Here is a 23,816-nt window from a genome sequence, read left to right as displayed (position 1 = left end):
AGGAATTTCCTCTTGAATAAAAAACTCCGCCGGACTCAAAAATCCTGCGGAGTTTTTATTATCTTATATCTCACATGATGAAGTGATCCGTGATCACTCCTTTACGCCACCGATTGTAAGGCCGGTAACGAAGTACCTCTGAAGGAAAGGATACAGAAGTACGATAGGAAGCATTGTTGCAACTGTAACGGCAGCACGAATTGTGATAGGTGTAATGGTGTTTGCACCATTTTTTGCACTGTCTGCACTTCCGCTTTGCTGCATTACTGATGACAACAGCTTCATAAGCTCATACTGAAGTGTTGTATATTCTGTCTTCATACGGTTGTACAGCATCGCATCAAACCATGAATTCCACTGCCATACCGCAATGAAAAGGGCGACTGTTGCATAAACTGGTTTACTTAAAGGAGAAATGATATCCTTGAAAATTGTCCAATATCCTGCTCCATCAAGCTGTGCGGATTCTTCCAAACTTTCCGGGATTCCTTCCATGTATGTACGCATAACCAGCATATTGAAAGCGCTGATCATTCCGGGAACCCAATATACATGGAATGTTCCTGTAAGACCAAGATTCTTATACAGAAGGAATGTAGGAATCATACCACCGTTTACATACATTGTTATTACCCAGAACAATGATAACTGGGATTTAAATAAAAATCTCTTTCGGCTTACTACAAATGCCAAAAGTGCATTTGCAAAAAGTGAAGTGATCGTTGCCACTACTGTTCTAAGAACTGTGACTCTGGCACCGGTCCAAATGTTCTGCATGGCAAATACTGTATCATAGTTTTTCATTGTAAACTTGCGAGGCCATAAGTAAATACCACCTCTTACAGCATCAATACCATCATTAAATGAAAGTGCAACCGTATTGAGTACAGGGTAAAGTGTTATTACTACAAAAAGGAAAAGGAACACTACGACAAATATCTCAAATATGACGTCACTCACCGGTCTTCTTACTTTATACTCTTTTTCGTTCATCGCTTTGCTCCTCCCTTAGAATAATCTCTGCTCGCTGTATTTCTTAGCAATAGCATTGGCAATAACAATGATTGCAATACTTACAGCACTCTTAAACAAACCAGCAGCAGTACCAAGAGAGTAATCGTTCTGCGAAATACCCCATTTCAGTACATAGATATCGATAGTCTGTGATACAGACTGTACAAGTCCGTTACCAAGCAGGTACTGTACTTCGAAACCTGCATTTAAAACGTTGCCGACATTCATGAGAAGAAGGATCATAAATGTGGGTTTGATACCCGGGAAAGTAATATATCTGATCTTTTGTAATCTGTCTGCTCCATCGATGGATGCTGCTTCATATAAAGCAGGATCTATAGCTGTGATGGCTGCAAGATAGATTATTGCGTTCCATCCCGTCTCCTTCCAACAGTTTGCAAATGCAACTATCGGCCAGAAATAACCGGGGTGCGCAAAAAAGTTGATTGCCTGTTTAATAAATCCAAATCTCATCAGCAGGTCATTAATAATACCGGTTGATGACAAAGATACATGGAGAATACTGGTAACAACAATCCATGATAAGAAGTGCGGAAGGTAGGATATTGTCTGAATAGGTTTCTTTATCCATCCTCTTCTGACTTCATTTAAGACAATTGCAAAAAGCACTGCCATTATCGTTGTTGTTATAAGGTTAATCACACCCATTGCAAAGGTATTTCTTATAACCTTAATAAATACTTCATCTTCAAATAGGAACTTAAACTTCGCAAGTCCAACGAAGGTAGATCCAAAAAATCCTTTTTTAGGCTTGTAATTCTCAAAAGCCATGATCCAGCCTGCCAGGGGCAGGTAATAGAAAATTATACCGTACAGCACAACGAAGAATGATACACCCAGAAGAAATTTCTGACGTTTCAATTCTTTCACTGTGATCTTCTTGTCCTTTTTCATACTATTATTTCGAGCCATATGACACTCCTCATTCGGTTTTCTGCAAGAACTTAATCTCTTTTTCCCTTAAGAAAAAGGCAGTAAACATTATATGAATCGCGTTTACCGCCTTTTCCTCTTCTTACAATATTCTCTTTATAAAAATATCCGGCTGTTAATTACTTGAATGTATCAAGAATCTCCTGCATCTCGCCAAGGAAGTCTTCAGGCTTGCATGCATTGTAAGCCTCCATGTAATCTGACCATCCCTGCTCGAAATCATCTGCCATAACTACCTTAGGAAGCCACTCATGCTTAACTTCACCCATCTTAGCCCAAGCTACACCGCCGGGTGTCTCAGTTGTGAAGTTGTTAGAGTATGAGTACATCGGGAACCAAGGTCCGTTTGTCTCCTGTACAGAACCGATCAGCTGAGGATATGTTGTTGCACCATAAGCATCGAAGCATGCCTTAAGGGGTGCAGCCATATCATACATGAATTCGGAAGGCTGCTCTTCAGGCTTGTTAGCATTCTTTCCATCATCAGATGTACCATGCCACTGAGGGAAGTATGAATACTGACATCTGTGTGCAGCCTGGTAAGCTGTATCTGCCCAGTTCTTTCTCTGCTCATCTGTGCGGTAGTATAATCCTTCGTCGTCTACTTCATAGTCAACGCCCTTAACACCCCAGAATCTGAGATCATGAAGTTCCTGATCCATAGCGCAGTCAACAAGGAACTTGAAGGCCTTTTCAGGATCTTTACAATCCTTTGTAATAGCGATACCTGAAGCCTGGTTAACTGTGTCATCATATGTATGCCATCTGTTCTCCATGCCGGGCTTTGTTGTAAGTCCAAGCGGAACATAGTTGCAGCCCTTAGCATCAAGGCCTGTCTGCTTGTAAGAATCGTTAACGTTGTTAGCGAAATCCCACCACTGGTCAACCATACCAAGAACACGACCAGTTGAAAGCTTAGCAATATACTCATCATATGTCTGAGTGAAGGACTCAGGATCTACCATGCCCTTCTTGTACTCTTCGTTGAGCTTCTTGAAGTATGCGATAGTATCCTCAGATGTGTTGTAATCCTTGATTGTCATGTCTGTCTTGTCAACGATTACAGAACCGTCATTGGGATATCCTGCAAGGAACTGACCTGCGTTCTCAAGGCAGAAGTATCTCCAGTCTTCGCAAAGGATTGTGTAAGCAATGTTCTCTGTTCCGTCATCCATAGTAGGATTAGCTGCAATGTAATCCTCAAGGAGCTGGAAGTACTGATCAAGTGTCTCGATCTTCGGGTATCCTGCCCACTCAAGAACTCTTACCTGAATCCAGAATGCTTCGTCATTATGAGTTGTTGTCTTTGTTTCGCCCTTTGTGTTTCCAAAAGGATTGATCCAGTAGATGTGTCCATCAGGCTGACGGAACTTCTCCCACTCTTCCTCTGTGAACCATTTCTCCTTGAATTCAGGATACTTATCGATGTAATCATCAAGAGGAATAAGAGCATCTGCATCGATCAAAAGATTCATTTCATCAGAATCGATGAAATCAGGATATTCATCACCTGCGATAAGAGTACCTGTAGCCTCAGATGCTGTCTGACCTGTAAGCCATGTCTCCTTAACCTTAACGCCGTACTTGTCAGCGATCATCTGAGCGATCTCATTGTCATCATTGATCTCTGAACCCGGCATTGTGATGAACATTGTGAAGTCTGTAACTTCACCGTCAGATGCCTGACCTTCTGCACTCTCACTGCCTGCATCAGCACTGCCTGCATCTTCGCTACCTGATTCTGTAGCTGAGCCTGCATCGGTAGTACCTGCATTGTTACCCCCATTAGAGCCGCAGCCTGCAAGTGTGGCACCAAGCATGCATGTTGCCATCAAAATGCTAACCACTTTCTTTTTCATAACTAGAAAACCTCCTTTTCTTAATGATTAGCATTTTACAGAAATGCAGATTGAAGTTCATGGGATAAATTATTAATAAAACCCCGAAAAATTATTGTTCCTGTTTTCTATACTTTGCCGGGGTGCATCCCTTTGCTTCGATAAATTTATTGACAAAATAGTCAACATCGCGGTATCCGACTGCCTCAGCCACACTATAAATCTTCATATCCGTCTTGCGAAGAAGAAGCGACGCCTCATCTATTCTCTTCTGGTTGAGGTAGTCTTTAAATGAACACTTATATCTTTTTCTGAAAAGCTGCCCGAGATACGCACTGTTTACATAGTATTTTTCACTGAGTTCCTTTAATGTGAGGTTACTTGCGTAGTTTTCTCTCACCTCATTTTCAATTTCTGCCAGGACTCCCTTTGATACGTTTTTCCTAAGCTGTGCCAGATAATCCCCGTATTCACAGGCCATTCGATACAGGTGGCTCTTACTTCCCCTGCTTATTCCCTCTTCGAAGCTGCTCTCTGATATAAGGCGGAGTATTTCCTCCTGGTTGACATCGCTATCCTGCTCACTGGCAATATGTATGAGCTGAAAAAGCAGGTAGTTAATATTCAGATTCATGGTTTTTCCGGTTATTCCCGTCTTTAGCATCTCCTCATGAAACTCGTCAACTCTCTGTCTTATCTGAACCTTTTCATTTAACTCGATTGCAGCAATGAGGCTGTCCAGCTGCTTTTTACAAAGAAGAATTCCATTATCCCGTATCTGATACTCTTCTTCGTAAAAGTATATGTCCTTGCTCTCACGAAAGCCCTGCAGAGAATGGAGCATGCGTACAGTGGTATAGGATTTTGACAGGGCTTCTATTCCGTGCACCATTTTTCCTACAAGCATTGTTATGGAAAAATCGCATACTCTTTCGATTCGTCCAAGCATCTCTTTAAGATAGCTTTCGGCACTAAGATTCTGATCCTTGGCAAGTGAATCAAGAAACAAAAAACCTATGTCATAGATTTTCTCTTCTCCAAAACCGTCCTTAATAACAAGCGAGGAATTAGACTTCATATCCTCCTGAGTAACCTGAAGAAGCCTGTCAAGAAAAGCGGCTTTTTCCTTATCTGATACCTCTCCCTGATCAAGGGTGGGCGCAAGCTCTATTCCCACATAGCACATATCCGCATTTTCAGGCAGATGTTTTCTCAGATAGCCTATATTATCGTTACTGTATCTGCCCATAAGCACAGCCTTGAGGTTCTGATCAAAAAAGGCCTTTTCCCTCTCCATACTGCGTCTTTCCGCAAAGACCTTGTCGGCCTTGTTCAAAGCAACTTTCCTGAGGATCTTCAATATCGCATCCTTCTCGACCGGTTTTAATATATACTCTGCACAGTCGTAGTGGAGCGCTTTCTGCGCATAGGAAAACTCAGCATAGCCGCTAAGAATGACAAAGTATATGTCGGGATAGTGCTCCCTGACGTTTGCAAGGAGCTCCAGTCCATCCATGACGGGCATTTTGATATCTGAAATAATGAGATCAATATTTGTCGTCTTTATGAGATCCAGCGCATCCTGGCCGTTGGAAGCAGTATAAACCTCATACCCCTCGGCCTCGTAATCCAGAAGGACCTTAAATCCCTGCAATATAAAGGGCTCATCATCCACAAGTAATAAATTGAGCATAAAACGTAAATCCTCTCACTTTAACCTATATTTGTAGTAACCGTGTCATCAGTCACATCTTCCATCACCAGCTTATCCGTCGGAATAATAATTGAAACAATGGTTCCAACGCTCTCCTCCGACTCCAGCTCAAACTCCACTGCGTTGTCTGTCATCATTTTAAGTCTCAGACATGCATTTACGATGCCAATTCTTCCGGGCTCCTTTAAAAGCTCCATATCGGCATCTCTCATCTTATGAAGAAGAGTCTCTGTCTCCTCTGCAGTCATTCCATTTCCGGTATCCTCTATCTCTATGGTGAGCTTCTCATCCTTTTTGAATATGCGGACAAAAATCCATCCGTTCTTATTCTTATTTTCAATACCGTGAACACAGGAATTTTCAACAAAGGTAACCAGCGTAAGCTTAGGTATCAGGTACTTCTTGCAATCATCATCAACCTCGATTGAGTAGGATAGCCTGTCTCCGAACCTGTACTTCTGAAGTCCCAGGTAATTTTCTGCAAAAGACAGCTCTTTTTCTATTGAAATGTTGTCTTCATTCCACTCGGTGTACTGACGTTGAAGCTTGGCCAGTTTTTCGACCATCTCCGCAGTCTCCGTCTCCTGCTTGATAATGCTGTGCATACGAATGCTTTCCAGCGCATTAAACAAAAAATGCGGATTTATCTGACTGTGAAGCGCATGGAGCTCCGCACGCTGTCTCGTCACGATTATCTCCTGCTCCCTGAGCCTGTAGCTGTAAACAAAGCGGCTGATCCTGGAAATCACAAAAATCGGAAACAGGATGTTTATCAAGACAAGAATCAAAAGCTGCATTCCCCATCTGCTTATCCACATCTGTCCTATGCCGTTTTTATTTGCAACACGGATTGTGAGAGCCTGGTCAAATGCCTGAAACTCCTTGATATATCCGATATTTTTGAGAGTATCTAGACTTTCGAAGGGCTTGCCCGCGTTTATCTCGCTCTTATTGGACATGAGGATTCTCTCATCATCACAAACATAGACATCCATATCGTAATTTGTGTTCTGCAGAAGCTTACTCAGATAGCTGTAGTCAATGTTTACAAGGAGAAGATTTTTGGATCTGTGGGCATACAAATCCAATGTTTCATAAAAAAACACCCTTCTCTCATTCTCTCTTACGCCGGTAATTGCTCCTCCATAGTCAAACATAAGCCCCAGCTTTCTGCCGTTGGCTCTTATATATTCATACCAGCTTTCCCCCTCGGCCGTCTCCAGCTTCTGGAACTGTGCTCCGTTAATAATGCTGTCATTATCTATGTAGAATGTATAAGATATATTGCTCGCCCCATCAACCATATCGATCAGCGTATCCTCAAAAAATGAGTAATATGCTTCATAATATTCAAGCCCGGTCCTGAACCTGCGATCAATGAAATCATAGATGTATTTATTTGTATAAACGCTCTGTGTCATTTTGTCCGCGCTGTCCAGCTCGTTAGCAAGCGTGTACTGGATGGCACTTGCGGCATTTTCCATCTCATGTATTTTTTCTCTCTTTTCATATCTCACGATGACTCCGACAGCTGCCACATCCATGAGCATCAGCGGAATAATAGCCGCGATTATGTATAAAAATAGGACTCTGTTTTTCATTATTTCCCCTGTAAACTCTTATTTTATGGGATTTTTCTTCCGGATATTTTTCCTTTAAATCCCATCCTCATATTATACGGAGGTGTTTTGCTGTGGGCAAGATTACGGTTAAACAGGTTTTCAAAAAATTAAGAAATTGTTCGATTGCAAAATAAGAAATAAGGGGTTACTATTAATGAACATTAGTTCGGAACACACATTCGTTATTGTAGGAAGTGCTTATGAAGATGAATAACAAGCGGTCATATCTCATAATCGATCTTAAGAGTTTTTATGCCAGTGTGGAATGCGTAGACAGAGGTCTTGATCCCATGAAGGCGCTGCTGGCAGTTGCTGATGTTGAGCGCAGCAAGGGCACTATCTGCCTTGCCATCACACCTGCCATGAAGGCCCTTGGAATAAAGAATCGCTGCAGGATATACGAGATCCCGAAGCACCTTGATTACATAGTCGCACCTCCGCGTATGAAGCGATACATCGATATATCTGCTGATATTTACGGAATATACCTAAGCTATGTCGCTAAGGAAGACATACATGTCTATTCCATCGATGAATCTTTTCTGGATGTGACCACATACCTTGGGCTGTATGGACTGTCTGCCCATGACCTGGCACTGCGGATTATGAATGACATCAGGGATAAGCTGGGGCTTCGGGCTACCTGCGGTATCGGTACCAATCTGTACCTTGCCAAGGTAGCTCTTGATATTCTTGCAAAGCACTCTCCTGACTTCATCGCAGAGCTTGATGAGGAATCCTTTAAGGAAAAGCTCTGGATGCACAGACCTCTTACTGATTTTTGGAGAATCGGTCCCGGAACTGCACGCAGACTCTCATCCATGGGTATAGTCAATCAGGGAGATATCGCACATTTTCCTGAAAAACTGATGTATAAACAATTCGGAGTCCTTGCGGAATACATGATAGACCACGCCTGGGGACGGGAATCCTGTACCATGCAGGACATTAAAAACTATCGCAGCAGATCTAAATCCCTCTCCTGCGGGCAGGTTCTTATGCGTGATTATAATTTCGAAGATGCCCTCATCATAGTGAAGGAGATGGCAGATGAGTTGTCTCTTGATATGGTGGCAGCTCATGTCGTCAGCAGCAATGTGTCCCTCTTTGTTGGCTACAGCCAGGAAATGGTGCATTCGACAGGAGCCAGCGCAAACCTGCCTGTGACGACCAATTCATGCAGGATACTGATGGATGCCTTTGTTCAGCTCTACTATAGAAGTACCAGAAGGAATACTCCCATAAGGAGAGTTGGCATAAGCGCCAATTCCGTGCTGGATGAATGCTTCGAACAATACAACTTCTTTGTGGACCCCGCAGTCATGGAAAAAGACCGCAGGATTACCCGGTCAGTTAATCAGATAAAGGCCCGCTATGGCAAAAATGCCATCCTCAAGGGTATGGATCTGTATGAAGCAGGTAACACCAGGGCAAGAAATGAGTTTATCGGAGGTCACAAGGCCGGGTCCACATTATACTGAGTTTCATTGAGTTTTATGTGGAGGTAATTTATGCCAAGAGCAGACAGAGCAAGCCAGTTTCAGCCCTTCGCTGCTTTAAAGGGATTTGAAGAAGCTCTAAAGGAAAGGGAACGCATTGAAGTAGAAAAAATCGAGTTATCGGAAGAAGCTCTGGATTATCTTGATTATCAGCTGTCACTCCTTAAAGTGGGAGACATGGTTTCAATAATCTACTATGATTACGGAGCTTACGTGCAAAAAACCGGGCTGATATCCAATATTAAAAAGGACGCAAAATACCTTACCGTTGTTACTACCGATATCAGTTTTGACATGATCAGAGAGATCAGAACATGATACACAAGACGACAATGATCATTTTTTATAGGAGCATTTCAAAATGAGTAAGATTATTAATGAAGTTGATGTTATCTGTGAACATAAGGCTGATGGCAGCATTATCCCTCTCCGTCTCCGTTTTATGAATGAAGATGGAGAATACGAGACCTACACAGTAAAGGGCTACCGACCGGCAGAGAAAAAAGGCACCCATACAACAGAAGATGGAATCTACGTCGGAGACTCCACCTTCATATTTGAGTGCCTTATTATCGTTGCAGGTATAAAGCGGGTATTCAGAGTTTACTACGATCCGAAGATCAACACCAAATGGCGCCTTGCGGTATGAGCTCTCCCTGTTTTAATGGTAAGCCGATCACAGAAGAAATGGAACTCGCAGGGAGGTGTATGTGGGGGTTTTAGTAATTTAAAATAATTGTAAAGCAGTTTTTATTGCCGGCGCGTTTGTACTTCAGCGACCCTTTGTGCTTTTCGGCAATCTTGCGGGATATAACCAGTCCAAGCCCCGTGCCTCCGTCAGTCTTTCTGGTGGCATCTCCTCTGGCAAAGGGTTCAAACATTCTCTCAGCAAAGTCCTTATCTATAGCTTCTCCGTCATCCCAAACTTCGATAGTTATCTTTCCGGAGTCGCCACGCACTTTTACCCCAATATTGTTTCCTGTCTCATTGTATTTGTTTGCATTGCCGATAAGATTATTTATCGCCCTACCGAAAAGCTGCGGATCTACCTGGGCAAAAAGTGACTCCTCGGCTATATCAATATCAAATTCCTTGCCGGTAGCAGTGATATCCTCATAAAACTCCACGCAGATTCTGCGCACAAGTTCGCACACATCTGTTTTCTCAAGATTCAGCTTGTACTCATCACTCTCCATCTTAAGACTTGTATTGATGTCATCGGTCAAGGTCCTTATTCTTTCAGCCTTCATCTCTATGGTCTTATAATAGTCATCTATTTTTTCTTCCGGAACAAGTCCCTCCTCAAGTGCACAGATACTGCCCTTTATGGAAGCAATGGGATTTTTTATATCATGCGCAAGTTCAAGAAGCATCTGATTCCTGCTCTGCTCTACCTGATGTCTTCTCTCCTCACTTTCCTTGAGCTTGCACGCCATGCTGTTGAATCTGTCTCTGATATCCTCAAATTCCTTATCGGTAATGTAGTCTATGACCACATCTCTTTTTCCTTCACTAACTTCATCCATGCCCTGCATGAGAAACTTAAGGGGCATTTCGATATGCCTTTTTAGATAAAAGCTGATGCCGGCAATCTCTGCCACAAAAAGTGCTGCAAAAACCGCCAGAAATTCCAAATATCTTTTCCCGTTTTCGTTTGTAACCATGTAGGTAAGTCTGTAGGTCACCATATCTGAGGGATAAAAAACAAAAAAAATGCGCTTGGGATTTCCCACATACCTGGCACAGGCCGAATAGCTCTTTTTGTCAGAGGTCTTTATTACCACTCCGTTGCCGCTATCTGCCACGTATCCCATATCGACGAAATTTACCACTTCCCCGATATTATAGCTGTAATTATCCGTTCTCTTTTTTCCTACAACGTTGATGACATTCCCGTCTTCGTCCAGTTCCTCAACCCATCCCCCAATGCGCTCCAGGACCTCGATATCGGTAATTGTTCCATCGTATTTAATAACTGTCTGAGGCGAAGCATTTCCGACGCTGCCATTTCCCAAATATATCAAAAGCGCTATAGTTACAAAGAGATACAGGAAAATAGTCACAACAAGAAACAGAACATAGCTCTTAACAAGCCTTGAAAAAATGCTTTTCTTTTTCACTCTATTATTCTTCATAGCAATATTTATTCTTTCTCGAATTTATAACCAAGACCTTTGACTGCCTTGATCATGGCGACATCCTTATCGGCCTTCTTAAGTTTATTTCTGAGATTGCTGATATGCACCATAATAGTACTGTCATCAGCCGCATAGTCGCTCTCCCATACATATTCAGATATCTGCTGTTTGGTGAAAATATGCCCCGGGTGAGGCATCAGAAGTTCAAGAATTTTGTACTCGGTACCCGTAAGAGAAATGCTCTCTCCGCCTGTCGTTACCGATTTTGCATCAGTATTAAGCTCTATTCCGAAGGCTTTGAATACGTTATCAAAAGACTCATGATAGTCGTAGTTTCTCCGCAGCTGCGCTTTGATTCTCGCCACGACCTCCATAGGGTTAAAGGGCTTTGAAATATAGTCATCCGCTCCAAGTTCAAGACCGAGAATCTTATCGTAATCCTCGTTCTTTGCGGTAAGCATAATAACCGGAACATGGCTTATATCACGTATCTTCCTAAGAACCGAAAAGCCGTCAATTCCCGGCATCATAACATCAAGAAGTACCATTTGCGGCTTTTCCTTTTTATACAACTCCAAGGCCGATATTCCATTATCGGCCTTAATGAGTCTTATTCCCTCTTTACTTAAAAATAATTCCAGTGAATCAAGTATTTCTACTTCATCATCTGCCCCAAGAACTGTATATTCCATACCTACTCTCCAAATGCATATTCTTCTATTACTTCGTCAAGTGTTCTGTCAAAGCTGTAGGAAGCTTTCCACTCCTTATCCAGCTTATCCAGCAACATACATTCAAGCATTCCCAGGCGATAGTATTTCGCATCTCCTTCTACATATTTTGATGCAGTATCAAGGTATTGTTTTTTATACGTCTGTTCGCCGTTCTCTAGTCTTACAGCCTGTGATTCCACATAGTATGCGGAACCTTCCATCATTGTATAATAATCCTCTGAGTTTATTACCTGGTCACTAAGAAGTCCCCTTCTCTCCTTAGCTATTTTGGAATATTCTATCGCAATTTCGTTTATATCGCTACTGTTTTCGTCACCAATTACGCGACTTAATATCTCCAGTTCCTTCGTAAACAGTCTCTTTGCCTCGTCATTGGAATCCACAATACCTGCAAGCTCAGTTTCTGACAGTGTATCCGGCGAGATCTTTTCATATAAATCATGGTGTGAGTTCTGATATGCATGGAAGCTCTCATGCCAGATAACAGCTGAAAGAGGCGCGTTATTCAGTTTTTCGATAGTTATCCAGATATCATATTCGGGAACAACCACCTCAAACTCATCGCCGTCCTGATATATGCTGCCGACAACACCGCCATAAACAGCATCTCTCTTGGTATAATCGCATTCACCGCCGTTATAGTTAACAACAATGTCCTGCTCGGAATCTGAAAATGCCACTTTATAGTCCAAGGGACAAAAGCCCTTAAATCCCATGTCGCCAATATCTTCGTAGTCATCAGCTACCTTGTAGAGTATCTCTCTGTCATTTTCCTTGAATCCTCTCTCTGTTGTAGCAAATCCTGAAGCCAAAAGCGCCGCTCCAACCAACATATATATTACAAATCCTGCTCTTTTCATCACCTTATGCTTCCTCTCTTCTTAAGATCATCACCAAAAGTCCTGCGATCCATATCATAAAAAGTCCCATTATTATCACATGTACATTTATCGGCTTTTCCTGAACCAGATTTCCTGCCTGTGTGCTGATACCTGCAAGGTCAGGGACAAGCATTACCGCCCTTTTTATCAGTGTTCCACCGATTCCTGTAAATGTCGCAGTCAACAGCTTGAGACTGTTTCTAAATGCTCCAAAGACCAATATGATAACCATTATAGTACCTGTAAAAAGTGTGGGTATTCTGATTGAAAGAGCCGATGTCAACATGCAGACACAAGCTGAGTAGAGCATCATAAAAAGTGTTGCAACCGCTATTCTTCCAAGGACACCTGAATATCCGTTTACTACAGCGAATACTCCGAGTGTTGCGTAAAGAATGATTCCTGAAATCCAGGAAACCACTATGTTTCCTGCCGCAAGACACATATGATATCTGCTCTGGCTGATTCCTCTTGACCATATCAGATGGCTTGTTCTTCTCTCATACTCAAGCGGGATTGTTGAGCAAGAGATTGCAAGAGCTATGGCACCGTTTAGGAAATTGAGAACACTTATAAGAATCGGAAGAAGCACATGGTAATCCGTTATGCTTTTACCTCCCACAGTGAGTGATCCCATGTCTGTTGAAAAAACAGCAACAACGATTATTCCAAGTGCTGTTGTTATATATAACATTTTTTTACGTATCTTCTCTCTTATTACATTAAGTACGATTTCCATGATCATTCCTCCCCAACAAGTCTTACAAATTTATCTTCAAGACTCTCTTCGCTTTCGTTTTTAGTCCAGGTGTCGATCACTTTTCCCTTTTTCATGATTACGCCCCTGTCACAGACAGCCTCTATATCGTGCAATATATGTGAGTTGATAATAACTGTTTTCCCCTCTGCCTTAAGCCTTTTCAAAAGCTCAAGATTGTGCTTTCTTCCAAGTGCATCAAGACCTGCTGTAGGTTCATCAAGTATCAATATGTCCGGATCCGATATAAGTGCCTGGGCAAGTGCCAGTCTCTGGATCATACCTTTTGAGTAGTTCTTTACCTTGATTTTGGTATCAGATAATCCCGTAAGCTCCAGAAGTCCCTGTAAATATGAGGTGTCCTTTCTTGATTTGTCCCCCTCTATTCCGGCGTAGTATTTCATAACTTCCATAGCCGTAAGATATTCCGGAAAATATGGTGTTTCGGGTGAATATCCTATCTTTGCTCCGCTTTCAATTTCTATATTCCCTGAGCTTGCCTTAGCAAGTCCCAGAATCATTTTAATTGTAGTGGTTTTGCCTGCCCCGTTTGCCCCAAGAAGTGCAAATACTTCTCCCTTTTTAACATTAAGTGACAGGTCTTTTACTGCTGTCATTTCCTTATACTTTTTCTCTACGTTTTTAAGAACCAATATGTCGCTCATGTGCCTCGCTCCTCCTTACAGTCCATATAGTAGCAGGGCAAATAAAAGTCTCCTTAAAGCCAACCTAAAGATTTCCTAAAGATTGCAGTTAATTGTATAAAGACTTCCCACATACACCTCCCCTGCGAGCCCCTTTCGTCTGCGCTCGGCTTAACATTAAAACAGGTGGAGTCTGCAAAAAAAGAAGAAGTCCAATAATTTGAACTTCTCCGTTTCTTAGTTTTTATGCACCTTTTATGGCCTTGATCCATTTTCCGCTTCGTAGGCGAAGAATGCACCATACACACTTTATTATCTGATCGATTTTTATGAAGAAATATACCCAGAATGCTGGCAGGTGCCAGATTAGTCCTGCAAGAATCCCCAGCGGCACAGACGCAATCCACAAAAATAATACGTCTGCCACCATAAGGAATCTGGTGTCACCACCGCCTCTGAGAACACCTTTTGCAAGGATTGAGTTGGTGGACTGGAAAACAATTATTATAGCGATGGAGCTCATAAGCTGCATTGCTATATTTTTGGTATCATCTGTAATGTTATACATGTTGACTACCGGGCCGCTTATGAGGAATACGATCAAGCCTGCTATCGCTCCCATTACCAGTCCAAAAATGGCAAAAGCATAACCGTCGTACTGAGCCTTTTCCCTGTCTCCCTGGCCAAGGGTATGCCCTGTCACTATGCATCCAGCCTGGGCGACACCCTGAGTGAGCACGGTAGTAAGCTGCTGTGTAACAGTTGTTATTGAGTTAGCAGAGACAAAGGCTGTTCCGATTCTTCCCATGATCATAGCCACAGCGCTGTTTCCAAGTGCCATAAGGCCATCGCTTATAACGACAGGAATACTGATAACCAGATACTCCCTAACCAGGTCATCGCACTTCATAAAGATATCCTTGATCCTGTATGCGAGCCTTTTTTCAATAAAGAAGAAATATCCGCCAATCATGGAAAATTCAATTATTCTTGCAATTAATGTTCCAAGAGCCGCTCCGGCAACCTCCATTCGAGGTGCTCCGAATTTACCAAAAATAAATACATAATTAAAAAACAGATTAGACATAAATCCGAGAACTGAGCATACAAGCGGAACCACCGCTCTACCCATGCTTCGTATAACCAGCGTACAGTCCAGGGACAGTCCCAGTAAGAAATATGTTGGAACTGACCAAAAAAAGTAGTTTATTCCCTCCCTTATGACATCCTGCTCAGGGGTATAGATTCTCATTATCTGTCCCGGAAAAAGCGCCGTAAGCACTGCAAAAACAAGCGCAAATCCAAGGCACAGCCTGAGCATTATTGTTACGGTTTTCTTGAGAGATTTCATGTCCTTCATTCCCCAGAACCTGGAAACAAGGACAGAAGCTCCCATTCCGATGCCCATACAACAGATATGGTAAACAGTAATGAACTGGTTAGCCAGTGCAGAAGCAGACAGTGCAGTCTCTCCAAGGGTACCCAGCATTACTGTATCCATCATGTTTACGCCAATCTGAATCAGGTTCTGAAGCGCTATGGGCAGCGCAATGAACGATACTTTTCTGTATAGATCAGCATTTCCTATATATTTTTTATACTTACTATTTGAAAAACTCATAGATAAAATCTTTATCTCTCTAACTTATGGCGCGGGTGAGCTCTCGCGGTAAACCATTGAGGGATCCTCCTTAATTATTGTGTCATTTTCTTTCCCCTCAAGGACATTGATCAAAAGGCCAAGCATGGCATCAACCATCTGTGAGGTAGGAACTCTTATGGTTGTTATGGTAGGTGACAGATAATGAAGCACTACATTGTCTCCATAGGTAACAATCTCCATATCATCCGGGGATTTTAAACCATGTTCCTTAAGCGCCCGTAGAACGCCTACTATCACGGTATCATACATTACAAACAATCCTTCAGGAAAAGTACTGCTGTCCAACATTCTGTTCATGCTGGTGTAACCACTGGATGTATTCCTGCTGTTATCATTTACGATCCAGGATTTTTTCACGGAAATACCAAGTTCCTTTGCCTTTTCCAAAAAGCCCTGGCATCTATGGGTAGCAGCTGAGTTATCGGGATCAACTCCCAGAATTCCTGCAGTCTTAATACCTCTGTCATGAAAATGGGTGGCACAAATCTCTCCCGCAAGAAAATCATCAATTATCACGCTATTATAGCCATCAATCCGGCGATTACAAAAAATAACGGGAATATTGAACTCATTATCCTTAAAAAATTCCGTATCGTTGCCGGATGGTCCAAAGACAAGGATTCCTGAATATCTGTTGGCACTTATCTTATCTGCTTCTTCAGATATCATCCCCCCTGTATAGGGCACAACAACCAACTCTATGTTGATGCCGCGCTCTTCTTCCTGATCCATTACCGCTCTCGTAAGGGCAGCCAACATCTCATTAAGATAGTATGTAACGTTCCAAAACGCCGCGATAACATAAGTGTTTTCCGAGCCAATTCCGGTTCGAAGACGCCTAGCATAAATATTGGGAGTGTAGTTAAACTTTTTTGCCTCATCCCAGACCTTTTTCTGAGTTTTCTTGGAAATTCTTACAGTGTCGCCCCTTCCGTTTAATACAACAGAAACTGTGGCAACGGATAATCCCAGTGAATCTGCTATCTGTTTGATCTTTGAATTGTCCTTTTTCACGTAACTTTTTCCTTTCACATTGATGGCTTCAATCGCCGGCTCTGCCCGATACAGAATCGTACATAAACTTCACCTGTTTATCCAGAAGTTCTCCTGCCATGCAGTCATTTAATCTCGCATCAAAATTGTTGCGAATCGTAGTTTCCCTGCCAAACACTAATGTTTTAAAATCTTCGGGCTTTGAAGGATCCCACTTGGGAATGCTGCCATTGTTGGGATTACCTGTTTTAGCAAATGCCATTACAGTGTCAAAAATCTCTTTTTGAACCTTCTCGGTTACCCCCGGCTCCTGCAACGCCGGAGCTCTGTCTGTGGTATTAAATACAAACCCAAGGTCATTTCCGTGAAGCGGCGATACTCCGCCAAGCATAGGCATATCCAGATTAAAAATATATTCCCACGTACAGCCATTTAGTTTTGTCCGCCTCTTCATGTACGACCGGATATAACTTCTAAACATATAATCCATTGAGAGAAGATCGACAAGCGGCCTCTCAGGATAAGCCTCCTTAAACAGCAACGCAGCACGAGAATAAAGATCCTCACCAAGGGTGTCCTTAATCATATCTTCCATTTCCCTGTCAGTCATTTTGTGCTTGCTAATACCATATGAAAATGGTGCATTAAATTCACCAAAAGTACTGCCAACCAATAGTGGAATATGTGCTGTTTCTGATCGGAACGGATGAATAAGAGGATCCCCCTTGTAGTAGTTGCTATAGAAAGGCATCTCTCCAGCATTATACCCCAAAAACTTAAGTTTTTTGCGAACAATTTTTCCGGCCCTCAAAAATTCCTTAACAGGAGCCTTTGCCAATTCCTCTATGCTACTGCATCCGGTCTCTTCCATGAGTATTTCTCCCATTTTTTTGCCGGAGCCTGTGCAGTCGCACATAGCACCTCCCTGAACCCCTGACATAATGAGCCCCTTGTGGTAAAGCCCATCGGCTTCAGGTGTCTGAAGGAGCGCTGTAACCTTCATTCCTCCACCTGATTGTCCAAAGAGCATTACATTATCCGGATTTCCTCCAAATTTACTTATATTGTCTTTAATCCATCTAAGAGCAAAAACTATGTCGACCAGTCCCTGATTCCCGGAGTTTTTGTACTTTTCACCAAAATCGGAGAGATCGCAAAATCCCAGAAGATTAAGCCTATGATTTAAGGAAACTACTACAACCTTGCCATAGCGGCACATGTTGTCACCCTCACAAAGCCCATCTTCACTGGAAGAGCCAAAGCTCATCCCGCCTCCGTGAAGCCACACAAGAACCGGCCTTTTCTCATCATCGAGCCCCGGCGTCCAGATATTTAAGTTCTGACAGGCTTCATCCTTGAGCTCCTGTCGCCTTGCAAAATCAAGACTGTTATCAAGCGAAGGCTCTTCGATAGTGGGACATGCATACCCATAGGCTGTGGCCTCAAGCACACCATCCCAGGTCACAGCTTTTGGGTCCTCAAACCTCTCAGCCCTTGCATAGGGTATTCCCTTAAAATAAATCACATCATCATATTCGTAGCCATGGACTATTCCGCAGGTTGTATCAACAAGCGGATAATCCATTTCATAGCGAAATTTTTTTACCATCTCTCCTCCAACGGTTTTTTAGTGAAATACTCCTTCAAGGAACTTAACCATGGCTTTTCTCCAGAATGTCCAGTCGTGTATTCCCGGAACATGGTAAAACTCAATGGGAAGCCCATAGGTTTCGTGAAGGAGCTTCATGTTTTCAACATCAGTATCATACATGCGATAGTCCTGCTCTCCTATACCAAGGAACATGTACCTGTAGGTATCATTGAATTTGTTCTTATCAAAGAGAACATCCCTGTAGTCATCCTTCGCATCATTTATCTTGAAAAATGCAGAGAAAATACCTGCGTTTGCAAAAATATCCGGGTGATGAAAAGCAATATACTGTGTCTGGAAGCCTCCCATGGAAAGTCCGGATATTGCTCTGTTTTGCCTATCAGCAAGGGTTCTGTAGTTCTTATCAACAAACTTAACGATATCATTAACCATCTCGTCTGAGAAGGAGCCTATAGCAGGATCCGATGAGCCGTCAGGGTAGAATGAATAGCCCTGTGCCATGACAACAATGCATTTCTTTGCCCTTCCATCAGCTATCATGTTATCCAAAATGTTGTTGACCTTGCCCTGCCAAATCCAGCCTGTCTCATTTTCTCCGCCGCCATGCTGAAGATATATTACAGGATATTTTTCATGCGAGTTCTCATATCCTGCGGGAGTATAAACATATAGCGGCTTCTCACACCCACATACACCCGAACGATATGACTGCAGGTGGATCGTGCCATGGGGCACATCTTTTAAGATATAGTCGTCAAAAGTCTCATCCTCCATCTCGAAGAAGTTCTCATTAACAAATGCGCCATAACCCACATTCGCGTCGGGATTTATCACATGAGTACCGTTAACAAAAAATCTGATGTAATAGTAACCGCCTTCAACGCCATCTACTTTGCAGGAGTAATATTCGCTACCGCTCCTTTTCAGCTCATATCTGTTGCCGTTAAACTCAGCCTCAATTTTCGCATCCGCAGCTGTATGATAATTCAGCTCAATTGTGCCCTTTCCCGTAACTTCAATTCCTTTTGGAATGGGTTCATATTTGCCCGCCGGTCTTCCATTCTCGTCAACAGGATGAATGATCGTTATGTTCAGCGGATCCTGAAAATATATATTAGTCTCCATAGCCTGATTTCTGCCTGTAAAAGGATAGTCCTTATTCTTTGCAACAACAGGTGATGGTGCTTTTCTGTCCTTCTTTAAGGTTGAAGGATAAATAGGAAGGTTTTCTTCCTTGAAAATGTCCATACAAAAATCATGAAGACTTCTTCTCCAGGGCTCCCATTCGTGAAATCCCTGATACTCTTTGACGCAGACTTTGCTGCCTGAGTTTTTGAACTTTTCTCCGATCGAAGTATTAAGCTCCAGCATATTCTCGAATTTACCGGATGTAATATAAATCTGGCCATATTGATGCTGAGGCTTCTCTATTTCACCAAGTACGTCTGAGAATCCGCCTGAAAATACACCAAAATATCCAAATAGATCCGGATGCTTTACAGCAGATAAAGCAGCCTGGGCAGAGCCAAGAGACAGACCTGCTACAGCTGTATTATTTCTTCCCTTGAGGACACGATACTTTTTCTCAATAAAGGGCATGCAGTCAAGAACAAGCTCAGAGTCAAAATCACCGGGATAAAAAATCACTTCTTCATCCGGTCTGAAGCTGTAGCCTGCATTCATGACTACTATCATCTCTCTGCAAGCCTTCTTTGCTATGAGATTGTCCAGTATATAATTCTGTTTTCCATTCCAAAGCCAGCTGACCTCGGACTCTCCTACACCATGCTGAAGGTATAATACAGGATAGGATTTTGAATAATTCTCCTCATATCCCGGAGGTGTATAGACTACCGCAGTTTTTACTCTGGAATTTTCTCCTGATTTATACATATCAAAATGAATCGTTCCGTGAGGTACATCCTTGCGAAGCCAGAAGTCCTCTCCATCCTCCGGAACATCTATGAATCCGATATTTCCGAAGCATCCGTAACAGATCATTCCGTCAGGATTTGCACACAAGACTCCGTCCACAAACCAGTCAAGATAGTGAAAACCTGCAGGAATCCCCGTTCTGGTGCTAAACCATCCGTCCTCACCCTTGGTAAGGCTGATGTGATCTGAGGGCAATGTTCCTGATTTGCCACACACCTCAACTGTTTTGGCATTTGGAGCATAGAAATTAAATTCTGCGGTCCCATCCTCATAAACAATTGTTCCGGGCTTTCTATCAACATAGTGAAGACTCTCAACGGTTCCATCTGATTCAACATTCATATTTAATCTGTTGTAAGATCCGGGATAAGCCTTAAGAGCAAGATTTTTCCATACTTTGTCTTTTACGTTTGTCATTTTTATGTCCCCTTTTATTATGTCTAAATAATTTACATATATAGTTTTTCTTTTAAAAGGGGAAGAAGGAGTGGCTGTCTCCTTCTTCCCCCTGTGCAACACCTTAATAAGAAGGAGCGCACCCTTTGCTAAATCGCATATTTGCAAGTTTGTTATCTATCACTGCAAACAACTATTATGGACAAGATATTATTTGTATCCATATTTCTCATTGATAATTGTATCTGCTGCTTCCTGGCACTTATCAAGAAGCTCAGATGAATCCTTATCCTTATAGAATGTCAGGTTATTGATCAAATCTATAACAGGTCCTGTAAGAATCTCTGACCAATATCTGAATTCACCGGGAGCAATTGAATCCATACAATACTCAGGATCATTGATTGTGATCGCATTCATGTCCGAATTGTTCTTATATTCTTCGCATTCTGCTACAGGAATGAAATAAGTAGGATAACCTATTCTGTCTGACCATGCATAAACTGCTGTATCCTTAACATCAATATCCCCATTACCATAGTGCCACCATGAGATGAATCTCTCTGCTGCAAGAGCTTCTTCATCTGTGCAGTCCTGTGTCACAAAGAAACACTGTGTATTAGCAGGTGCCTGTTTTCCTCCCTCAGGTGTCTCGATAAGAGTAGTAACTCCATAGTTCATATTGTACTTATGAACATCTGCAAGAACCCAGGGGCCGTCAACATACATGCCAACCTGCCCTGCGATGAACATTGATACGATGTCGCCTTCAACCGGATTATACCCTGCATCAAACTGATAATTAAACCACTTGATGAAATCCTTGTAGCCCTGATTATCCTTAAAATGCGCTGTCCATTTGTCATTTTCCTTGGTAATCTGCTCACCGCCAAACATCTGCATAAGGCAAGCTACAGCACCATAGTTTGTGTAAGAAAGTCCTGATCCGTAGATATGGTTGTCCGCATCAGTGATCTTCTCTGCGTATTCTGTCCACTGATCATAGGTTGTTGGCGGAGCTTCAGGGTCAAGGCCTGCCTTTTCAAACAGGTCTTTATTCCAATACACAACGTAATTTGAAATCTGGAAAGGAATGCCGTAAAGACCATCCTCCGTCTTAAGTGAATCAAGGTATGATGTCATAAAATCTGCTTCCTTCATACCCGTATCACTCCATATATTATCAAGGTTTCTGATCTCACCTTCATAAAGATACTTCTCTGAGCATGACCCAAGAATAAGTGCCGGAACCTTATTCGCAGCCATTGCAGGCGTAATCTTATCTCTAAAATCCGAGGTTGAATCCATTTCTATGGTAATACCCCATTTATTTTCTTTATTAAATTTATCAACAAGTTCAATCAGAACCTGCCCGTCTGAGCCTGTCCATCCATTCCAAAACTGAATTGTGATCGGTTTAGATTCCTCAGATGCTTCAGCTGATTCTGTGCTCCCCGAAGCAGATGCGGTATCCTTCGCATCCGAGTTTGTTTCCGTCTTGGCCGAAGCCCCGCATGCTGCCAGCGAAAGCGTCATACATGCTGTTAACAATAGTGCTATACCTTTCTTTTTCATCATCTTCACCCTCCTATTTTTTGCGAAACAGCCACATGCTATTTCGTTTTAGTTCACGATCAACAAAATCATCCTTTTAATCCGCTTGTAGCTGTACCTTCAACAAAGTACTGCTGTCCGAATATGTAAAGGATCATCATAGGTATAACTGAAATAAATGCTCCCGCAAACGCCGTTCCGTACTGAAGACTTGTCTCCAGGAAAAGCGCGATACCATTGGCCAGTGTTCTCATTGACGGTGTGGATGTCATAAGCAGTGGCCATAACAGATCATTCCATGCACCGTTTATTCCAAGCACCAGATTGGTCATGAGTGTAGGCATGATCAGAGGTGTCATAATCTTCCAGTAAATTCCAAACTCTGACAAACCGTCCATTCTTGCCGCTTCCTCAAGCTCCTTCGGAAGTGCCGCATAAGCTGCTCTTGTCATGAAAATGCATATTGCAACACCCCAGTTGGGAATAAGCAGTCCCGCATAATTGTCATACATTCCAAGCTTTACAACTTCCAAAAACAACGGAACCATGATCACCTGAAAGGGAATCATCATAGTTGCAAGAACCGCGATAAATATCACGTTTTTGCCTTTGAACTGATATCTTGCAAAGGCATATCCTGCAAGTGAATTAATGAAAAGCTGCGGTACTGTAGTAAAAATGCAATAGATTATTGAATTTTTAAGATACGTTAAAATCTGCAATCTCTGAAGAAGATTGGAAAAGTTTTCAATCGTAAAGGACTCCGGAAAAAATTTCGGCGGATACTTCATAAGCTCACTTTCCGGTCTGAATGCACACAACAGCATCCATATGACCGGTATGAGTATCAGAAGGGCTATTAGAACCAGCACCAGGCCGACAAATGCATCTCCCACAATTCTATTGCTGTATCTGACTTTATGACCCTGATTTTCAAATTCTAATTCTATAGCTTCCGTACTCATTCCTTTTCCTCCGAGAAGAATCCCCTATAGCAGAATATGGTAAGCACAAGGATTATAGCAAAAAGAGCCATTGACACCGCTGCGCCATACCCCATTCTGTTATTTGAAAATGCTTTTGTGTAAGTGTAATAAACCAGTGTTTCGGTAGTTCTTGCAGGACCTCCGCTGGTGGTTGTAAACACCAGATCAAATACCTGTAAAGAGCCAATCAGCCTTGTCATAAAAACAAAACCAAAGGTATCTTTTATAAGCGGCAATGTGATTGAGATAAATGCTCTGGCATCGGAACAGCCATCTATTTCAGCTGCTTCGTACATATCTCTCGAAACACCCTGCATCGCCGAGAGAAGAATTACAGTGGACATACCAAAGCTTCTCCAGACAGACATAAATACAAGCACAAAAAATGTATATTTCGGTGAATTCAGAAAGTTAATTCCTTTGATCCCAATGCGCTCAAGCCAATAAGTCATGATGCCGATGTTTGAGTGAAGGAACATTTTCCACATGATTGCTACAACTGTTGCTGAGCATACGATCGGTGCAAAGTAAACGGCGCGCATCATCTTGTTGAACTTTGTATTCCTGGTAAGAAGCGCTGCAAGAACAAGGCCTACAAGCATCTGAATCGGAACTTCAATAAGCGTAAACTTAATTGTCACCTTAAGTGCATTCCAGAAATAATCATCACTAAACATCTCTCTGAAATTATCCAGTCCCACAAAGCCTTTACCGTTCAGGAACATGTCAATATCAAACATGCCGCAGACAAATGAAAACGCCGTAGGTAATATCCTGAATATAAAAAGAAGACCAACCGCCGGTGCAATGAACAAATAAGCGATATGCTCCGGCTTTTTCCAGTAATTTCTCATCTTTTCCATGTGTAACCCCCAATTTGTT

20 protein-coding genes are annotated in these 23,816 nt (G+C 42.3%); 3 read left to right on the top strand and 17 right to left on the bottom strand.

Going from position 1 to position 23,816, the window contains the following annotated elements; genetic code table 11:
- Positions 1-93 precede the first annotated feature (93 nt).
- The 5 genes from ACHCNF_RS16970 to ACHCNF_RS16950 form a co-directional block, all read right to left on the bottom strand.
- Complete coding sequence (locus ACHCNF_RS16970; RefSeq protein WP_408072643.1) at positions 94-993, bottom strand: carbohydrate ABC transporter permease; 900 nt, start codon at positions 991-993, stop codon at positions 94-96.
- A 15-nt stretch (positions 994-1,008) separates the two neighbouring features.
- Positions 1,009-1,947 carry an ABC transporter permease gene (locus ACHCNF_RS16965; protein ID WP_408072642.1) on the bottom strand — a complete coding sequence of 313 codons (939 nt, stop codon included), beginning with the start codon at positions 1,945-1,947 and terminating at the stop codon, positions 1,009-1,011.
- A gap of 140 nt (positions 1,948-2,087) precedes the next feature.
- Positions 2,088-3,827, bottom strand: a complete 1,740-nt coding sequence (locus ACHCNF_RS16960) for a type 2 periplasmic-binding domain-containing protein (RefSeq protein WP_408072641.1) — start codon at positions 3,825-3,827, stop codon at positions 2,088-2,090.
- Between the two features lie 91 nt (positions 3,828-3,918).
- A complete protein-coding gene (locus ACHCNF_RS16955) occupies positions 3,919-5,499 on the bottom strand; it encodes a response regulator (RefSeq protein WP_408072640.1) in 1,581 nt (526 codons plus the stop codon).
- Between the two features lie 20 nt (positions 5,500-5,519).
- A complete protein-coding gene (locus tag ACHCNF_RS16950; protein ID WP_408072639.1) occupies positions 5,520-7,121 on the bottom strand; it encodes a sensor histidine kinase in 1,602 nt (533 codons plus the stop codon).
- A gap of 227 nt (positions 7,122-7,348) precedes the next feature.
- Here ACHCNF_RS16950 and ACHCNF_RS16945 point away from each other — a divergent pair, with 227 nt between their 5' ends.
- The 3 genes from ACHCNF_RS16945 to ACHCNF_RS16935 are packed head-to-tail and all read left to right on the top strand — an operon-like array spanning position 7,349 to position 9,290.
- Positions 7,349-8,623 carry a Y-family DNA polymerase gene (locus ACHCNF_RS16945; RefSeq protein WP_408072666.1) on the top strand — a complete coding sequence of 425 codons (1,275 nt, stop codon included), beginning with the start codon at positions 7,349-7,351 and terminating at the stop codon, positions 8,621-8,623.
- Between the two features lie 30 nt (positions 8,624-8,653).
- Positions 8,654-8,959 carry a YolD-like family protein gene (locus tag ACHCNF_RS16940; protein WP_408072638.1) on the top strand — a complete coding sequence of 102 codons (306 nt, stop codon included), beginning with the start codon at positions 8,654-8,656 and terminating at the stop codon, positions 8,957-8,959.
- A 43-nt stretch (positions 8,960-9,002) separates the two neighbouring features.
- Entirely contained in the window at positions 9,003-9,290 is a 288-nt protein-coding gene (locus tag ACHCNF_RS16935; protein WP_408072637.1) for a hypothetical protein, read from the top strand.
- Between the two features lie 70 nt (positions 9,291-9,360).
- Here ACHCNF_RS16935 and ACHCNF_RS16930 read toward each other — a convergent pair whose 3' ends face one another.
- The 12 genes from ACHCNF_RS16930 to ACHCNF_RS16875 all read right to left on the bottom strand — a co-directional run bounded on the left by ACHCNF_RS16930 (position 9,361) and on the right by ACHCNF_RS16875 (position 23,797).
- Entirely contained in the window at positions 9,361-10,776 is a 1,416-nt protein-coding gene (locus ACHCNF_RS16930; RefSeq protein ID WP_408072636.1) for a HAMP domain-containing sensor histidine kinase, read from the bottom strand.
- 8 nt (positions 10,777-10,784) lie between these two features.
- Complete coding sequence (locus ACHCNF_RS16925; RefSeq protein WP_408072635.1) at positions 10,785-11,471, bottom strand: response regulator transcription factor; 687 nt, start codon at positions 11,469-11,471, stop codon at positions 10,785-10,787.
- Positions 11,472-11,473: 2 nt separating this feature from the next.
- Complete coding sequence (locus tag ACHCNF_RS16920; RefSeq protein ID WP_408072634.1) at positions 11,474-12,373, bottom strand: hypothetical protein; 900 nt, start codon at positions 12,371-12,373, stop codon at positions 11,474-11,476.
- Between the two features lie 4 nt (positions 12,374-12,377).
- A complete protein-coding gene (locus ACHCNF_RS16915; RefSeq protein WP_408072633.1) occupies positions 12,378-13,133 on the bottom strand; it encodes a hypothetical protein in 756 nt (251 codons plus the stop codon).
- A gap of 2 nt (positions 13,134-13,135) precedes the next feature.
- Positions 13,136-13,816, bottom strand: coding sequence for an ABC transporter ATP-binding protein (locus ACHCNF_RS16910; RefSeq protein WP_408072632.1), 681 nt, complete (start codon positions 13,814-13,816; stop codon positions 13,136-13,138).
- A gap of 223 nt (positions 13,817-14,039) precedes the next feature.
- The gene (locus tag ACHCNF_RS16905; protein ID WP_408072631.1) at positions 14,040-15,416 is read right to left on the bottom strand and encodes an MATE family efflux transporter; all 1,377 of its coding nucleotides are present in this window, start codon (positions 15,414-15,416) and stop codon (positions 14,040-14,042) included.
- 24 nt (positions 15,417-15,440) lie between these two features.
- Entirely contained in the window at positions 15,441-16,472 is a 1,032-nt protein-coding gene (locus ACHCNF_RS16900) for a LacI family DNA-binding transcriptional regulator (RefSeq protein WP_408072630.1), read from the bottom strand.
- 28 nt (positions 16,473-16,500) lie between these two features.
- Positions 16,501-18,060 carry a carboxylesterase family protein gene (locus ACHCNF_RS16895; protein ID WP_408072629.1) on the bottom strand — a complete coding sequence of 520 codons (1,560 nt, stop codon included), beginning with the start codon at positions 18,058-18,060 and terminating at the stop codon, positions 16,501-16,503.
- 18 nt (positions 18,061-18,078) lie between these two features.
- Positions 18,079-20,415, bottom strand: a complete 2,337-nt coding sequence (locus ACHCNF_RS16890) for an alpha/beta hydrolase-fold protein (RefSeq protein ID WP_408072628.1) — start codon at positions 20,413-20,415, stop codon at positions 18,079-18,081.
- Positions 20,416-20,604: 189 nt separating this feature from the next.
- Positions 20,605-21,972, bottom strand: coding sequence for an extracellular solute-binding protein (locus tag ACHCNF_RS16885; protein WP_408072627.1), 1,368 nt, complete (start codon positions 21,970-21,972; stop codon positions 20,605-20,607).
- A 65-nt stretch (positions 21,973-22,037) separates the two neighbouring features.
- On the bottom strand, positions 22,038-22,913 hold the full coding sequence (locus tag ACHCNF_RS16880; protein ID WP_408072626.1) for a carbohydrate ABC transporter permease: 876 nt from the start codon (positions 22,911-22,913) through the stop codon (positions 22,038-22,040).
- A complete protein-coding gene (locus ACHCNF_RS16875; protein WP_408072625.1) occupies positions 22,910-23,797 on the bottom strand; it encodes a carbohydrate ABC transporter permease in 888 nt (295 codons plus the stop codon). The genes ACHCNF_RS16880 and ACHCNF_RS16875 overlap by 4 nt, the downstream gene beginning before the upstream one ends.
- Positions 23,798-23,816 lie beyond the last annotated feature (19 nt).

The organism is Butyrivibrio sp. NATIVEDY162 (genome assembly GCF_045999815.1).
In the GTDB taxonomy this organism is placed as follows: Bacteria; Bacillota; Clostridia; order Lachnospirales; family Lachnospiraceae; genus Butyrivibrio.
Note: the sequence above shows the minus strand (reverse complement) of the source record. Positions and strands in the feature narration are given on the sequence as shown.

What these genes read in the sequence shown, in the direction of transcription:
- ACHCNF_RS16935 (WP_408072637.1), top strand. Translation starts at nt 9,003, where the DNA reads ATGAGTAAGATTATTAATGAAGTTGATGTTATCTGTGAACATAAGGCT.
- ACHCNF_RS16940 (WP_408072638.1), top strand. Translation starts at nt 8,654, where the DNA reads ATGCCAAGAGCAGACAGAGCAAGCCAGTTTCAGCCCTTCGCTGCTTTA.
- ACHCNF_RS16970 (WP_408072643.1), bottom strand. Translation starts at nt 993, where the DNA reads ATGAACGAAAAAGAGTATAAAGTAAGAAGACCGGTGAGTGACGTCATA.
- ACHCNF_RS16965 (WP_408072642.1), bottom strand. Translation starts at nt 1,947, where the DNA reads ATGGCTCGAAATAATAGTATGAAAAAGGACAAGAAGATCACAGTGAAA.
- ACHCNF_RS16905 (WP_408072631.1), bottom strand. Translation starts at nt 15,416, where the DNA reads ATGAGTTTTTCAAATAGTAAGTATAAAAAATATATAGGAAATGCTGAT.
- ACHCNF_RS16915 (WP_408072633.1), bottom strand. Translation starts at nt 13,133, where the DNA reads ATGGAAATCGTACTTAATGTAATAAGAGAGAAGATACGTAAAAAAATG.
- ACHCNF_RS16890 (WP_408072628.1), bottom strand. Translation starts at nt 20,415, where the DNA reads ATGACAAACGTAAAAGACAAAGTATGGAAAAATCTTGCTCTTAAGGCT.
- ACHCNF_RS16925 (WP_408072635.1), bottom strand. Translation starts at nt 11,471, where the DNA reads ATGGAATATACAGTTCTTGGGGCAGATGATGAAGTAGAAATACTTGAT.
- ACHCNF_RS16885 (WP_408072627.1), bottom strand. Translation starts at nt 21,972, where the DNA reads ATGATGAAAAAGAAAGGTATAGCACTATTGTTAACAGCATGTATGACG.
- ACHCNF_RS16945 (WP_408072666.1), top strand. Translation starts at nt 7,349, where the DNA reads ATGAATAACAAGCGGTCATATCTCATAATCGATCTTAAGAGTTTTTAT.
- ACHCNF_RS16955 (WP_408072640.1), bottom strand. Translation starts at nt 5,499, where the DNA reads ATGCTCAATTTATTACTTGTGGATGATGAGCCCTTTATATTGCAGGGA.
- ACHCNF_RS16920 (WP_408072634.1), bottom strand. Translation starts at nt 12,373, where the DNA reads ATGAAAAGAGCAGGATTTGTAATATATATGTTGGTTGGAGCGGCGCTT.
- ACHCNF_RS16960 (WP_408072641.1), bottom strand. Translation starts at nt 3,827, where the DNA reads ATGAAAAAGAAAGTGGTTAGCATTTTGATGGCAACATGCATGCTTGGT.
- ACHCNF_RS16950 (WP_408072639.1), bottom strand. Translation starts at nt 7,121, where the DNA reads ATGAAAAACAGAGTCCTATTTTTATACATAATCGCGGCTATTATTCCG.
- ACHCNF_RS16880 (WP_408072626.1), bottom strand. Translation starts at nt 22,913, where the DNA reads ATGAGTACGGAAGCTATAGAATTAGAATTTGAAAATCAGGGTCATAAA.
- ACHCNF_RS16895 (WP_408072629.1), bottom strand. Translation starts at nt 18,060, where the DNA reads ATGGTAAAAAAATTTCGCTATGAAATGGATTATCCGCTTGTTGATACA.
- ACHCNF_RS16910 (WP_408072632.1), bottom strand. Translation starts at nt 13,816, where the DNA reads ATGAGCGACATATTGGTTCTTAAAAACGTAGAGAAAAAGTATAAGGAA.
- ACHCNF_RS16875 (WP_408072625.1), bottom strand. Translation starts at nt 23,797, where the DNA reads ATGGAAAAGATGAGAAATTACTGGAAAAAGCCGGAGCATATCGCTTAT.
- ACHCNF_RS16930 (WP_408072636.1), bottom strand. Translation starts at nt 10,776, where the DNA reads ATGAAGAATAATAGAGTGAAAAAGAAAAGCATTTTTTCAAGGCTTGTT.